16 protein-coding genes and 1 pseudogene are annotated in these 12,720 nt (G+C 59.6%); 9 read left to right on the top strand and 8 right to left on the bottom strand.

The window, feature by feature from the left end; all coding sequences use genetic code 11:
* From ACWISF_RS07390 to ACWISF_RS07380, 3 genes are all read left to right on the top strand, one after another.
* Positions 1 to 1,306, top strand: a 1,306-nt coding sequence (locus ACWISF_RS07390) for an FHA domain-containing protein (protein WP_448380939.1), incomplete at its 5' end; no start/stop codon positions are given.
* A gap of 71 nt (positions 1,307 to 1,377) precedes the next feature.
* Positions 1,378 to 1,812 carry a peroxiredoxin gene (locus ACWISF_RS07385; RefSeq protein ID WP_448380938.1) on the top strand — a complete coding sequence of 145 codons (435 nt, stop codon included), beginning with the start codon at positions 1,378 to 1,380 and terminating at the stop codon, positions 1,810 to 1,812.
* Positions 1,809 to 2,051, top strand: coding sequence for a hypothetical protein (locus ACWISF_RS07380; RefSeq protein ID WP_448380937.1), 243 nt, complete (start codon positions 1,809 to 1,811; stop codon positions 2,049 to 2,051). Before ACWISF_RS07385 ends, ACWISF_RS07380 begins: the two co-directional genes overlap by 4 nt.
* 16 nt (positions 2,052 to 2,067) lie before the next feature.
* On the opposite strand, the gene ACWISF_RS07375 is transcribed toward ACWISF_RS07380, so the two are convergent.
* A complete protein-coding gene (locus tag ACWISF_RS07375; RefSeq protein ID WP_448380936.1) occupies positions 2,068 to 2,589 on the bottom strand; it encodes a hypothetical protein in 522 nt (173 codons plus the stop codon).
* Between the two features lie 142 nt (positions 2,590 to 2,731).
* On the opposite strand from ACWISF_RS07375, the gene ACWISF_RS07370 reads away from it, so the two are divergent.
* From ACWISF_RS07370 to ACWISF_RS07360, 3 genes are all read left to right on the top strand, one after another.
* The gene (locus tag ACWISF_RS07370) at positions 2,732 to 2,986 is read left to right on the top strand and encodes a 2Fe-2S iron-sulfur cluster-binding protein (RefSeq protein WP_448380935.1); all 255 of its coding nucleotides are present in this window, start codon (positions 2,732 to 2,734) and stop codon (positions 2,984 to 2,986) included.
* 81 nt (positions 2,987 to 3,067) lie between these two features.
* Positions 3,068 to 3,298: a photosystem I reaction center subunit IV gene (locus ACWISF_RS07365; protein WP_448380934.1), complete on the top strand. Its 231-nt coding sequence runs from the start codon at positions 3,068 to 3,070 to the stop codon at positions 3,296 to 3,298.
* A gap of 12 nt (positions 3,299 to 3,310) precedes the next feature.
* On the top strand, positions 3,311 to 4,150 hold the full coding sequence (locus ACWISF_RS07360; protein ID WP_448380933.1) for a DNA-formamidopyrimidine glycosylase: 840 nt from the start codon (positions 3,311 to 3,313) through the stop codon (positions 4,148 to 4,150).
* Here ACWISF_RS07360 and ACWISF_RS07355 read toward each other — a convergent pair.
* Positions 4,123 to 5,016 (bottom strand): adenylate/guanylate cyclase domain-containing protein, encoded by an 894-nt coding sequence (locus ACWISF_RS07355; protein WP_448380932.1) that lies wholly within the window; start codon positions 5,014 to 5,016, stop codon positions 4,123 to 4,125. The genes ACWISF_RS07360 and ACWISF_RS07355 overlap by 28 nt on opposite strands.
* A 263-nt stretch (positions 5,017 to 5,279) precedes the next feature.
* Here ACWISF_RS07355 and aroQ point away from each other — a divergent pair, with 263 nt between their 5' ends.
* Entirely contained in the window at positions 5,280 to 5,735 is a 456-nt protein-coding gene (aroQ, locus tag ACWISF_RS07350; protein WP_448380931.1) for a type II 3-dehydroquinate dehydratase, read from the top strand.
* On the opposite strand, the gene ACWISF_RS07345 is transcribed toward aroQ, so the two are convergent.
* Entirely contained in the window at positions 5,647 to 6,612 is a 966-nt protein-coding gene (locus tag ACWISF_RS07345; RefSeq protein WP_448380930.1) for a bestrophin family protein, read from the bottom strand. The genes aroQ and ACWISF_RS07345 overlap by 89 nt on opposite strands.
* Complete coding sequence (locus ACWISF_RS07340; RefSeq protein WP_448380929.1) at positions 6,602 to 7,519, bottom strand: bestrophin family protein; 918 nt, start codon at positions 7,517 to 7,519, stop codon at positions 6,602 to 6,604. Before ACWISF_RS07340 ends, ACWISF_RS07345 begins: the two co-directional genes overlap by 11 nt.
* A gap of 103 nt (positions 7,520 to 7,622) precedes the next feature.
* Here ACWISF_RS07340 and trpS point away from each other — a divergent pair, with 103 nt between their 5' ends.
* Positions 7,623 to 8,633 (top strand): tryptophan--tRNA ligase, encoded by a 1,011-nt coding sequence (gene trpS, locus ACWISF_RS07335; RefSeq protein ID WP_448380928.1) that lies wholly within the window; start codon positions 7,623 to 7,625, stop codon positions 8,631 to 8,633.
* A gap of 43 nt (positions 8,634 to 8,676) precedes the next feature.
* Positions 8,677 to 9,651: a methylenetetrahydrofolate reductase gene (locus tag ACWISF_RS07330; protein WP_448380927.1), complete on the top strand. Its 975-nt coding sequence runs from the start codon at positions 8,677 to 8,679 to the stop codon at positions 9,649 to 9,651.
* On the opposite strand, the pseudogene ACWISF_RS07325 reads toward ACWISF_RS07330, so the two are convergent.
* The 4 genes and pseudogenes from ACWISF_RS07325 to atpD all read right to left on the bottom strand — a co-directional run.
* Positions 9,638 to 10,051: pseudogene (locus ACWISF_RS07325) on the bottom strand (5-formyltetrahydrofolate cyclo-ligase); the annotation flags it as partial. The gene ACWISF_RS07330 and the pseudogene ACWISF_RS07325 overlap by 14 nt on opposite strands.
* A gap of 40 nt (positions 10,052 to 10,091) precedes the next feature.
* Positions 10,092 to 10,841, bottom strand: a complete 750-nt coding sequence (locus tag ACWISF_RS07320; protein ID WP_448380926.1) for a hypothetical protein — start codon at positions 10,839 to 10,841, stop codon at positions 10,092 to 10,094.
* Positions 10,838 to 11,248 carry an ATP synthase F1 subunit epsilon gene (atpC, locus tag ACWISF_RS07315; RefSeq protein WP_448380925.1) on the bottom strand — a complete coding sequence of 137 codons (411 nt, stop codon included), beginning with the start codon at positions 11,246 to 11,248 and terminating at the stop codon, positions 10,838 to 10,840. Before atpC ends, ACWISF_RS07320 begins: the two co-directional genes overlap by 4 nt.
* On the bottom strand, positions 11,245 to 12,705 hold the full coding sequence (atpD, locus tag ACWISF_RS07310) for a F0F1 ATP synthase subunit beta (protein ID WP_448380924.1): 1,461 nt from the start codon (positions 12,703 to 12,705) through the stop codon (positions 11,245 to 11,247). The genes atpC and atpD overlap by 4 nt, the downstream gene beginning before the upstream one ends.
* Positions 12,706 to 12,720 lie beyond the last annotated feature (15 nt).

Here is a 12,720-nt window from a genome sequence, read left to right as displayed (position 1 = left end):
GGATTTGGCGCGCCAACGGCTGGAGTTGTACAACCAAGCCTACCCGGATCGTCAGATTCCCATCACGCCTGCCAGCCTCCAGGAAGCGATGGATTACATTCGCCCGGAAGCCCGGCTGGAACAGTGGGAACGGTTGCAGTATGTGTTTTTGTCCGGGGGACGCGCCGACCAGCCCTACGACTTTCAGGTGGTGAAGTATGCCCTGCCCGAAAATCTGGCTTTGGTGAGCGTGCCCCTGAATGGTACGCCCACGGTGGTCTTCGGGGAAACCCAGCCCCCCGCGCCAGGGACCCCCATCTACGCCCTGGCCCAGACCTACACACCTGAGAAAATCACCGCGACCCTGTACCCAGGCACCTGGACCGGCCAGGGGATGCGCTTTCCCAAGGTGCAGGGTTTGGCGGGCGCCATCGTCTTGCTCCCCAGCGGCGAAGTGTTGGGGTTGGCCGCGGTGCAGGGGCAGCAGGTCCGGCTGATTCCCAACGCCACCATCCGCCAGTTTCTTGCCAGCGCCGGGGTGGACAACCAAGAAAGTCCTGTCAATGCCCTGTGGCAAGAAAGCTTGACCCATTTTGGCCAAGCCCATTACCGGCGTGCCCTTCCCCTGTTGCAGACCATCCTGGAGCGCTATCCCCAACACCAGGAGGCGCACACCCTCTTGACCCAAGCCACAGAACGGATTGCCCAAGGCCAAGACCTTTCGCCCCTGGCCGGGTGGCAAAAAGGGCTGCTGCTCGGTGGCAGTGGCCTTGTCTTGCTGGGCGCCGGCGCCATAGGCCTGGCCATCTGGTGGAGCCGCCGCCCCCGCCCGATTCCACCGGTGCAAGTTCCGCCCACCCTTCCCCTCCCGGAACCGACGACCACCGCCCCCATGACGCCCCCAACCCCGCCGCGGCCACCTGCCCCAGCCGAACCGCTGACCCGGCTGCTGGTTCCCCCGCCGGAACCGACGACCCAGGTGATCACCCCCTTGCCGCAAGTGCCCGTTACAGAAGCATTTCGCCCCAGTCGGCTTGAGTGCATCGGCGGCCCGCTCCTGGGGGAAGAGTTTCCTCTGGTGGGCACCCACTACCTGGGACGGGACCCCCAACGCTGTGACATTGTCATCCCCGACCCGCAAGTGTCCGGCCAACACGCCTGTATCCAAGTGACCGAGGTTCAGGTCATCCTCCGGGATTGCGGCTCCACCAACGGCACCTTTATCAATAGCGTCCAATCCCCCCGGATCAGCGAAGTCTCTCTGCAAGACCAAGATGTGATCATCCTCGGTCAAAAGGGCAGCGTGAAGTTCCGCTTCCACGCCTGAGGCATCTGGCCTATACTAATACCAATAAAGCAACAATTCTTAACACCATCATGAGCAAAATTACCGTTGGGATGCCGGCGCCGGACTTTCAGTTGCCGGATGCCAGTGGACAGATGGTCAGTCTGGGGCAATTTCGCGGGCAATGGGTGGTGCTGTATTTCTATCCCAAGGACGACACGCCCGGCTGCACGGCAGAAGCCTGCGCCTTTCGGGACAACTATGAACAATTTCAGCGCGCTGGTGCGGTGGTCATCGGGGTCAGCAGCGACGATACCCCCAGCCATGCCCGCTTCCAACGCAAGTACAACCTCCCTTTTATTCTGCTGAGCGACACCCACAACGAACTGCGGCGCACTTACGGGGTTCCCGCGACCTTTGGGCTGATTCCGGGGCGGGTGACCTACGTGATTGACCCGCAGGGGGTGGTGCGCTTGGTGTTTGATTCCCAGTTCGACTTTCGCGCCCACGTGGACAAAGCGCTGGCCGCCATTCAAGCCAACCCATGAACCAACCGTTTCTCACCCTGGAAGAATCCGCTCAGGTGGATGCCGCCCTGCTGTCGTCCCACGAAAAATTCCTCACCCGGCTGACCATTTCCTCCCTGCGCCTGCTGATTCACATCGCCCAGACCTACCAGGTGCCGGTGGAACAACTCACCCCCGCCCAAATCATCGCCTGGTTTGAACAAGACAGCAAAATTCGGCGGGAGCAGGGAGCCGCCGCCGCCTTTCTCAAATGGGAATAAGGTGAGGAGTGAATCCCTAACCGCGACCCCGAATCGGCGTCCCTGGGGGGGGGACAAATTCCTGGGGCGTCTCCACCGCGGGAGTAGGCGGATAGAACACCCCCTCGCGGACACAGCCGGTTTCGATGGCACGGCAGTTGAGGTTAAACAGGGAACTGGTATAGGGGGTGGGCAAATCCTGCACCCGGTAGGTGGGGCCGGGGAGCTGCCCCTGGATGTCCATAATGTTCACCGTCAACTCGGACAGGTTGCGGGAATCGGTCTGCACGGCAATTTCCGGGCCACCGGGCACCGGCTTCAACCGCCCCAAGTGGAAATTAAAAACGGTCTGGGTCTGCCCCGCCAACCAGGATTGGTAGTAGTACCCACCCGTATTCCCGAAATAGACTTGGTTGTACATCCGTTGCAACGGCAGGGTGTTCGGCCCGGTGGTAAAGTGGCTAAACCCGTTGGGATGATGCTCAAAAAATTGCGCCTGTGCGGGCGCGGCTCCCCCCACCAGCAAGCCCCCCAGCGCCACCAGCAGCAATCGTTTCATAAGGTTGTTTCACTCCTCGCAAAAGGGTCAGGCAAAGCGCGTCTAATCGCCCTAGTTACAACTATACGGGACGTTTCCAGTCATGCCAAGCCCTCCCCAGCCGTTGACCTAAAATAGCAAAGGCAGAGGCAGTGTAGGACCGATGGGCGTACAGGTGCGGTTTTGGCCGGATGACATCACCGTCACCGCCGGGGTGGGGGAACCCCTATTGCAGGTGGCGGCGCGGGCAGGGGTGGCGATCCCCACCGGCTGTCTGATGGGGGCTTGTCATGCCTGCGTGGTGGACTGGGAACTGGCGCCGGGGGCGGAACCGGAAACCGTGCGCGCCTGCCTGACCAGCATTCCCCCTGGGGTAAGCACCCTCACGATTTACCTATACCACGACCCCACCTGGTAATAATTCTTAGCACCCTGGCCCTAGCCTTGGGACGCCGGGGGCTTTAAGCTAGGAAACAGCCTGTGTATGGGAGGAAAGGTCATGATCCAACGGGGTTCCAAGGTGCGGATTCTCCGGAAAGAGTCGTACTGGTATCAGGATGTGGGGACGGTGGCATCGGTGGATCAAAGCGGGATCAAATATCCGGTGATTGTGCGCTTTGACCGGGTGAATTACACCGGCTACAGCGGCGAACAGGGCGGTGTGGCGACCAACAATTTTGCCCTGGATGAACTGGAGGAAGTGGAACCGCCCCCGAAAAAAGGCCAATAAGCGAACATCCCCTTGCCGGAATTACCCGAAGTCGAAATTATCCGCCGGGGCCTGGCCAACCTCACCGCCGGTTTGACCATTGACCGGGTGGAATTGATGCGCCCGGACTGCGTGGCGGGTGGTGCAGAGGCGTTCAGCGCCGGTCTGACGCACCAGGTCCTACAGAGTTGGCAGCGGCGGGGTAAATATCTCCTGGGGCAGTTGGGCAACGGCGGCCAGTGGGTGGTGCATTTGCGCATGACGGGGCAATTGCTCTGGCTGCCGACCCCCCAGCCGGTGGGCAAACACACGCGGGCGCGCATTTTTTTGACCACGGGCGCCGAACTGCGGTTTGTGGACCAGCGCACCTTTGGCCGGTTTTGGTGGGTGGCGCCGGGACAAGCGCTCACCCAGGTGGTGAGCGGGTTGCGGAAACTCGGGCCAGAACCCTGGGATTGTACGGTGGCCTATCTCTACCAAAAATGCCAAGGAAGCCGGCGTCCGATTAAATCGGCGCTTTTAGACCAAACCTGGATCGCCGGGTTGGGGAATATCTACGCGGACGAATGCCTGTTTCTCAGTGGCCTGCACCCCCAGACCCCCAGCGCGAGCTTATCCCTGGCCCAGGTGGCCGACCTGCACGGTGCCATCGGCCGGGTTTTGGCCACCAGTATCGCTTTGGGCGGCACCACCTTTGCCCACTTTCGCCATGTGCAAGGCATGAACGGCCATTACCTGAACCAAGCCTGGGTGTACGGGCGGGCAGGACAGCCCTGTCGGGTCTGCGGCACGGCCATCCAACGGTGTACCATCGCCGGGCGCTCTAGCCATTTTTGTCCCCGCTGTCAACCCAACCGGCTGACCAAACATTGATAGCGGATCGGCTCGGTTTCGAGGGCGCCGGGGTGAATCGTGCCCTCCTTGTGCAGGACAAATTCATCGCGATGAATCCGCACCGGCGGTTCCCCCACGGGCCGGATGTGGGTACCGTTGGAGCTTTGGTCCACCAGGACAAATTTGCCCCGGCGAAATTCGATCCGCCCGTGCTGGCGAGACACCTGCTCCGAGCGAATCACCAGGTCGTTGTCCGGGGCGCGCCCCAAACTCAGGGAATGGTGTTTTTCGTCCAGATAATGCACCTGGTCGCGAAATTGCAACCGCAGGCGCACGGTTACCGGCGCGGGTTCGGGAGCAGGGGTGGCGTTGCCCTCCACAATCGTGGCGTCCGAGGCATGGAGCAAAATTTCATAGACCTCAATCGGTTCTTGTTTGCCCCGCACCAGGGTGCGGTCCACCAGCCGTTTTTGCAGGGGCAATGCCGGGTCCAGGCGGTGCAGGGTGTCGGCAGGGGTCAGGATTTGGTTGCGTTTGGCCAGTTGCACCATGCGGGCCGCCACATTCACCGCATCCCCAAACACATCCCCATCGGGTCGGACGAGCACCGCCCCGTGGTTGAACCCCACCTTTAACCCGGAAATCAGCTTGCGGTTGAGGAAAAATTGCGCCGCCTGGTCTTGCATGTCCACAGCCGCCTGGGCTGCCAACGAGGGGTTGGGAAACCGCAGCATGATTTCATCGCCGATGGTTTTGACCAACTGTCCCTGGTACTTTTGCCCCACCTCGTGCAACAGGTGCAGACAGTCACTGACCACGGCCAAGGCCGCCGCATCTCCTAGGGTTTCGTAGAGTTTGGTGCTCCCGCTGATGTCGGCAAAAAGAATCGTGGCCTCGCGCTCCATCCCCCGTTCCCGCTGGTTTGTTGGTTATGGGTACCCCCCAACGATCATAGCCGTAAGGGGTAGGGAATGGGATGCCCCCTGACGGTTGGTTTCGCCCGGACTATAATAAAAAATACCATGCTTCGGGCTGTTGCTTTGGGAATTGCGTCTATGGAGAGCATCCTCGCCAAATTGAGAGAGTGGTTGAGACGGTTGATCGATGTGTTGTTGGGTCCGCAACCCGAAGCGGAGCCGGTTCCTGTCCCGGTGGATGACCGCCGTTAGTGCATATTCTCGTTTTGCATGGCCCCAATTTGAACCTACTGGGGCAACGTGAACCGGCTATTTATGGGCAGCTATCCCTGGCAGAGATTAACCAGCAGTTAGAAGCTCAGGCCCAGGCCTTGGGGGTGCGGGTGACTTGCCGTCAGTCCAACCACGAGGGGGTGTTGGTGGATTGGATTCAGCAGGCGGTGGGGGAATTTCAGGGCTTGCTGCTCAATCCGGGGGCCTATAGCCACACCAGTTTGGCGATTGCCGAGGCCATCCGGGCGACGGGGATTCCCACGGTGGAGGTGCATCTGAGCAACATTTACGCGCGGGAGTCCTACCGGCATCATTCTTGGATTGCGCCGGTGGCGGTAGGGCAAATCAGTGGGTTTGGCGCAGCGAGCTATCGCTGGGGGTTGGCGGCGCTGGTGGATTACTGTCAAACCCAGGCATCCCGGCAATGGTCTTGACATTTTCGGCCAGGGTGGCGCAGATGGCTTCTAGGGGCAAATCGTTGGGGTCCAAGCCAAACGGGTCGGCGATCTGACGCCCCAGTTCCTCGATGCCAAACAGGATAAAGCCCACAATGCCCGCGACCAGAACGGTCCACCAGTCCCACTGGTTCACCAGCGCTACCGGCAGGCACAGGCAATACAGGGCAATCAACCGGCGCAGGTAGATCAAATAGGCGGGGGGAATGGGGGTCTGGCGAATCCGTTCGCAGGCGGTCAACCCCTGGATGATGGCGTTGAGAAATTGGTTTAGTTCCAGTAGCCGCACGGTATCGATGCGTTCCTGTTGAAATTCCTGCTGGAGGTAGTCCTGAATCCAGAGGGCAATTTGCAAAGGACGGTTGGGACTGTGCTGCAACTGGGCCAGTTCATCGGTGTGAAAATAGGGCGCGAGGTCGGTCTGGTCTGTGGTCTCCCGGAGATGGAGTTTGGTTGCCACCGCCAACCCGGGTAACATCTGTAATATGCGTTGCCGCTGCTGGGATTCCGTCTCCGTTGGCACCGGAATACACAGTTGGATGGTGCGCGCCAAATTCCGCACATTCACCACAATGTCGCCCCAGGCCTTGCGCCCTTCCCAGTACCGGTCGTAGGAACTGTTGGTGCGAAACACCAGCAACAACCCCAACACCAAATTGCACACCACGTTGTTGGTCAATTCCCCCAAGACGCGAATCGGCGCCAGTAGGTTCATGTGCCAGGCCGCCACGATCAGGGCGCTATAGCCCATAAACAGGCCCATCAACGGCAACACGTTGGGAAGCACCGACCCCCGCAGGGTCAACACCGGGCGCAACCACAGTCCAATCGCCGTGGGAGAAACTTTAGCGCTCATAGGCAGCAGGGAATTGAGGGGCAGAAAACTGGAGAATCATGGTCACATTGCGGCGGATGGTGGCGCAGAGTTCTTCCAAGGGCAGGTCATTCACATCCAACCCAAAGGGGTTTTCGATTTCCCGCGCCAATTCTTCTACCCCCATAAGAATAAACGCCACTACCCCCACAATTAACACCATCGTCCAGCCCAATTCCGGTTTTAGGCTCCAAGGCAACGCCAGGCAATAGACCAAAATGAGTTGCTTGAGGTAAATCACATAGGCCATGGGCAGGGGGGTGCTGACGATGCGTTCGCAGGCGGTCAAGCCCTGGATCAATTGGTTCATGGAGTCATCCAATTCCCAGGCGCGGTTGGAATCCAAACGCCCCTGGTCCACCTGCTTTTGCAAATAGTCCTGCAGCCAGAGGGTGATGTAGAGGGGACGATTGGGCACTTGCGCCAAAGTGGCACATTCCTCTGGGCTCAGTAGGTCGGTCAACTCCTGATCGTCGGGGTTTTGGCGCAGGTGGAGTTTCACCGCAATGGGAAAGGCAATTAATAAATGCAAGGCCCGTTTTTTGGCCTGCCATTCGACTTCGTTAGAGACCGGAATACTCACCTGCATGGTGCGCGCCAAATTCCGCAGGGCAATCACCATTTGCCCCCAGGCTTTGCGGCCTTCCCAGTACCGGTCGTAGGAATTGTTGGTGCGAAACACCAGCAACAGACCAAGCACCAAATTGTAGGCCACATTCGCGGTCAATTCCCCCAGCATACGAATTGGCAACTGCCAGCCCATTTGGCGCGACAGCACAACCAGGGCACCATAGCCCATAAATAGAACAATGCGCGGGGTAATCCTGGGCAAAACCGACCCCCGCAGTTGTACCGCCAAGCGAAACCAATGCTGTGTGCGATGTGTCACTGTGACCCACGCCCTACCCCCCCTTTATTATTACCAGCGCGAATCCCGTTGGGTATCCCCAGACCATTACAATAGGTTTCAGCCCTTACTGCTGACAAACCGTATGCAACGGCCACGGGTGCTTTCGGGGGTGCAACCCACCGGCAATCTCCATCTGGGCAATTACCTGGGCGCCATCCGCAACTGGGTGTTGGGGCAAAAGGAGCGGGAAAATTATTTCTGTGTGGTGGATTTGCACGCCATGACCGTGCCCTATCAGCCTGCCGAACTGGCCCAAAATGCCTATACGGTAGCGGCTTTGTACTTAGCCTGCGGCCTCGACCCTCAATACAGTGTGATCTTTATCCAATCCCATGTGCCTGCCCACAGCCAACTGGCCTGGTTGTTGAATTGCATCACACCCTTGAATTGGTTGGAGCGGATGATCCAATTCAAAGAGAAAGCCCTCAAACAAGGGGAAGAGGTGGGGGTGGGGTTGTTGGATTATCCGGTGTTGATGGCCGCCGATATTTTGCTGTACCAGGCGGATTTGGTGCCGGTGGGCGAGGACCAAAAACAGCACTTGGAACTTACCCGCGATATTGCCCAGCGGTTTAATTATCTATTCGCCACACCGGAGCGGCCCATTTTGAAGGTGCCCCAACCCCTGATTGGCACCACCGGCGCACGGGTGATGAGTTTGACCGATGGCACCAGCAAAATGTCGAAATCCGACCCTTCCGATATGAGTCGCATTAACCTGCTGGACCCGCCGGAGGTGATCCAAAAAAAAATCAAACGCTGCAAAACCGACTCCATTCGGGGGTTAACCTTTGACGACCCGGAACGACCGGAGTGCCACAATCTCCTCACCCTCTACCAAATCTTCACCGAACGCGATAAAGCGACCGTCGCCGCCGAAGTCCAAGACATGAGTTGGGGGGAATTCAAACCCAAACTGGCAGAAGCCATTATCGAACATTTGCGGCCTTTACAAGCCCGTTATCAGGAATTGATGGCCGCTCAAGATTACCTGTACCAGGTGTTGCGGGAGGGACGGGAACGGGCGCAGCAGGTGGCGCAGACCACCCTCGAACAGGTGCAAAAAGCAATGGGTATGCCAATACCGGTATGAATGGGTGGCTGCCTATGTCACTTCCTGACCGATGGCGCATCCCATGAGTCAGCTAAGCCGCCTACAACAGGGAATTCAACGGGGGGAATTTCTCATCACCGCGGAAGTGATGCCGCCTAAAGGGGGCAACCCCGCCGCCATGATTCAGATGGCCCGGCTGTTGGACCCCTGGGTGCATGGCATCAACGTTACCGATGGCAGTCGGGCCGTCTTGCGCATGAGTTCCCTAGCGGCGGCCAGTTTATTACAACAGCATCACCTGGAACCCATCTATCAAATCGCCTGCCGGGACCGCAATCGCATCGCCCTGCAAGCGGATTTGATGGGCGCCAGTGCTTTAGGGATTCGCAATGTCCTGGCTTTAACCGGCGACCCGGTCAGTGCCGGCGACCAGCCGCAGGCCAAACCCGTCTATGACTACGAATCGGTGCGTCTGTTGCAGGTGATTCAAAAACTCAACCAGGGGCTAGATAGCGAGAATCAACCCCTGCCGGATGGCGCGTTGCATCTGTTTCCCGGCGCCGCCGTTGACCCCCAATCCGAGAGCTGGTCCGGGTTACAAAGGCGGTTTGAGCGCAAACTGCAAGCGGGGGCGCAGTTTTTCCAAAGTCAAATGATTGTGGATTTTGACCGGCTGGAAAAATTCATGACCCAGATTGCCCAGGGGTGCGGTCGCCCGATTTTGGCCGGTATTTTTCTGCTCAAATCGGCCAAAAATGCCCACTACATCAATAAATACGTGCCAGGGGTCAAGATTCCCGAAGCGGTGATTCGGCGCTTGGAACGGGCCGCCCATCCCCTCGAAGAAGGCATCCGCATTGCCAGCGAACAGGTGCAATGGGCGCGCCAACTCTGCCAAGGGGTGCATTTGATGGCGGTCAAACGGGAGGATTTGATCCCAGAAATTCTCCGGCAAGCGGGCCTATCTCCCACCAACCCTGATCGGTACACACCGCCTGCACCGGCTGGTCCCAAGGGTCCCGCGGCAGCACCGGCAGCAGAAACCGCTGAAAAATAACCCCCACCCGGTACACGCCCTGCCATTCCGGTTGGGCCAACAGCCGGTCGAAATAACCCCCCCCATACCCCAAACGGTAGCCCTGCCGGTCATAAGCCAGAGCCGGAATCAGCAGTAAATCGCCCGGTTGGGGCGTAAGCACAGGAGCCTCCGGGTCGGGTTCGGGCAGCTTTTCCCCCTGCAGACGCATCCCGACCTGCCAGCGATGCCAGCGCAACATCGCCCCCTCGCGACGGGGTAACCCCCAGATTTTCTCCCCGGTGGGCCACAAATGCCCCAAATCCGGTTCCCCCTGGATGCTGACGTAGCCAAAGACCTGACGCGCGCGCTGCCAGCAGGGATGGCGGGTGAGATGGTGGATGAGGTGCTGATTGGCTTGCTGGCGCTGCCCCGGCGACATCCCTTGGCGTTGCGCCCGCAAGTAGGCCCGCAGGTGGGACTTAGGACTGGGGGGACGAGGAGCCAGCACGAGGCGGTGTGGGTTTGGGTGTGGGCCGCTCTCCCCCCTTGGCGCCAGGTGGCCGGGAAGGGCGGGCGCTGGGGCCAGGACGACGGGCTGTTGTTTTGGTGGGCAAAATGGGCGCCACCGGATGGGCTTGCCGAATCAGCAGTTCATTTCCCTGGCGCTGCACCTGCAAATCCCAAAACGCCCCCTTCCCCGGCTGGGGCAACGTCCCCTTGAGTTCCAGCTTAAAAGTCTCCGCCGCCGCCTTCAGGTTCGTAGGCGCCCGCCGAATCCGCACGACAACCCGCTGGTTTTGCTGGCTGTAGCGCACCACTTCCCCCCGCACAGAAAAATAATCCTCCTCCACCCGGATGTCCGCCTGCGCCAAGGCTTCGTCGGGGTGGAGTTCCCCCGGCTCCCACACCCCCATCATCTGCACATGCAAGGGCAAAAAGGGCGTATCCGGCACCGGTTCCCCCGGCTTGACCCGCGGTTTTTTGCGCGTGCGGGGATACACCACCCACAGCCGCTCCTGGGACAAATCCAGCTTTTTTTTCACCAAGCTCATCAACCGCCCCAAGAGCACCGCATCCACCCGCACCCCGTCGTGGGTGATCAACACCCCCTTGGTAAATTGCTCCGGTGAGGGTTCGTAGCGCCCCCGCAACACCCCAATCGCCCGGTACTGCAAAGGCTCCGTGGGTGGGGGAATCGGGTGGATGTAACTGGCCAGCACCGCACTCATCGCTCTGCCGCCACCAGCCGTACCGCCTGTAAGCGCGCCCTGGCCTGTTTCACCTGCTGGGTGGCATCCAACTTCTCCTTGCGGGTCACCGCCTTGGCCAGGGCCGCCTCCGCCGCGTTCAACTCCGCCTGCACCTGGGCCGCATCCAACTTGGTGCCCGGTTCCGCCCCATTGACCAGCACCGTCACCTCATTGTTTTCCACCTCGGCAAAGCCCCCCAAAACCACCAGGGGCAACCACTTCCCCCCCGCCTTGATCTGCATCACGCCAATATCCAGCGCCGTCAATAGGGGAATGTGGTCGGTCAACACACCCAACTGCCCCGACATACTCGGCAGAATCACCTCCTGGGCCGTGCCGTCCCACACCGTCTGCCCCGGCGTAATCACCCGTACCGTTAGGGTCATGCTCTGCCCTCAGCCCTGAGTTTTTCCGCCTTGGCCTTGGCCTCTTCGATGTCCCCGACCATATAAAACGCCTGTTCCGGCAGGTCGTCCAGCTCCCCATCCAGGATCATCTTGAAGCCCTTAATCGTATCTTCTAACTTAACATATTTGCCCGGGGCGCCGGTGAACACCTCCGCCACGAAAAACGGCTGGGACAAAAACCGCTCAATCTTGCGGGCGCGCGCCACCGTCAACCGGTCTTCCTCCGAGAGTTCGTCCAACCCCAAGATGGCAATAATATCCTGCAACTCCTTATAGCGTTGCAGGGTCGCCTGCACCCGCCGCGCCACCGTGTAATGCTCCTGGCCGACAATACTCGGTTGCAACATGGTGGAGGTGGATTCCAGGGGATCGACCGCCGGGTAAATGCCCTTGGCCGCCAACGCCCGCGAGAGCACCGTCGTCCCGTCCAAGTGGGCAAACGTGGTCGCCGGCGCCGGGTCCGTCAGGTCGTCCGCCGGAACATACACCGCCTGAATCGAGGTGATCGACCCTTCCCGCGTGGAGGTGATCCGCTCCTGCAAAGCCCCCATATCCGTGCCCAGGGTGGGTTGGTAGCCTACCGCCGAGGGCATCCGCCCCAACAGGGCCGACACCTCCGAACCCGCCTGCACAAACCGGAAGATATTGTCAATAAACAGCAAGACATCCTGCTTGTTCACATCCCGGAAGTATTCTGCCATCGTCAGGGCCGCCAGCCCCACCCGCATCCGCGCCCCCGGCGGCTCATTCATCTGGCCGTAGACCAGGGCAATTTTCGACTTGCGGGGGTCTTCCTGGTTGATCACCCCAGATTCAATCATTTCGTTGTACAGGTCATTGCCTTCGCGGGTGCGCTCGCCCACACCGCCAAACACCGAGACGCCGCCGTGATTGATGGCGATATTGTTGATCAACTCCATCATGATCACGGTTTTGCCCACACCTGCCCCGCCAAACAGCCCGATTTTGCCGCCCCGCCGGTAGGGGGTGAGCAAATCGATCACCTTGATGCCGGTTTCCAAAATCGACGGTTTAATTTCTAAATCGGTGAATTTGGGTGCCGGACGGTGAATGGGTAGGGTCACATCCCTGGGCACCGGCCCTTTTTCATCCACCGGTTCCCCCAACACATTAAAAATCCGCCCCAGGGTCACTTCCCCCACCGGCACGCTGATGGGCGCCCCTGTGTTGATCACCGGCATGCCCCGCACCAGGCCATCGGTGGAACTCATGGCCACCGCCCGCACGATATTGTCCCCCAACAACTGCTGGACTTCGCAGGTGACCGCCACCTCCTGACCCGCCGGATTTTTGCTCTCTATCCGCAGGGCGTCGTAGACCTTGGGCAAATTTCCGGGCGGAAACGCTACATCCACCACCGGCCCAATCACCTGGACAATCCGACCCACATTGGTTTCTGTCGCAGTGGCAACCATGAGTACCTATCCCCT

It is taken from the genome of Gloeomargarita sp. (assembly GCF_053491055.1).
This window is presented reverse-complemented; position numbering and strand designations above follow the sequence as displayed.

Excerpts from the sequence above, each read along its gene's own strand:
- ACWISF_RS07355 (WP_448380932.1), bottom strand. The coding sequence starts at position 5,016 with ATGGAGCGCGAGGCCACGATTCTTTTTGCCGACATCAGCGGGAGCACC.
- ACWISF_RS07320 (WP_448380926.1), bottom strand. The coding sequence starts at position 10,841 with ATGAGTGCGGTGCTGGCCAGTTACATCCACCCGATTCCCCCACCCACG.
- trpS (WP_448380928.1), top strand. The coding sequence starts at position 7,623 with ATGCAACGGCCACGGGTGCTTTCGGGGGTGCAACCCACCGGCAATCTC.
- ACWISF_RS07365 (WP_448380934.1), top strand. The coding sequence starts at position 3,068 with ATGATCCAACGGGGTTCCAAGGTGCGGATTCTCCGGAAAGAGTCGTAC.
- ACWISF_RS07380 (WP_448380937.1), top strand. The coding sequence starts at position 1,809 with ATGAACCAACCGTTTCTCACCCTGGAAGAATCCGCTCAGGTGGATGCC.
- ACWISF_RS07345 (WP_448380930.1), bottom strand. The coding sequence starts at position 6,612 with ATGAGCGCTAAAGTTTCTCCCACGGCGATTGGACTGTGGTTGCGCCCG.
- ACWISF_RS07385 (WP_448380938.1), top strand. The coding sequence starts at position 1,378 with ATGCCGGCGCCGGACTTTCAGTTGCCGGATGCCAGTGGACAGATGGTC.
- ACWISF_RS07375 (WP_448380936.1), bottom strand. The coding sequence starts at position 2,589 with ATGAAACGATTGCTGCTGGTGGCGCTGGGGGGCTTGCTGGTGGGGGGA.
- ACWISF_RS07330 (WP_448380927.1), top strand. The coding sequence starts at position 8,677 with ATGAGTCAGCTAAGCCGCCTACAACAGGGAATTCAACGGGGGGAATTT.
- ACWISF_RS07370 (WP_448380935.1), top strand. The coding sequence starts at position 2,732 with ATGGGCGTACAGGTGCGGTTTTGGCCGGATGACATCACCGTCACCGCC.
- atpD (WP_448380924.1), bottom strand. The coding sequence starts at position 12,705 with ATGGTTGCCACTGCGACAGAAACCAATGTGGGTCGGATTGTCCAGGTG.
- atpC (WP_448380925.1), bottom strand. The coding sequence starts at position 11,248 with ATGACCCTAACGGTACGGGTGATTACGCCGGGGCAGACGGTGTGGGAC.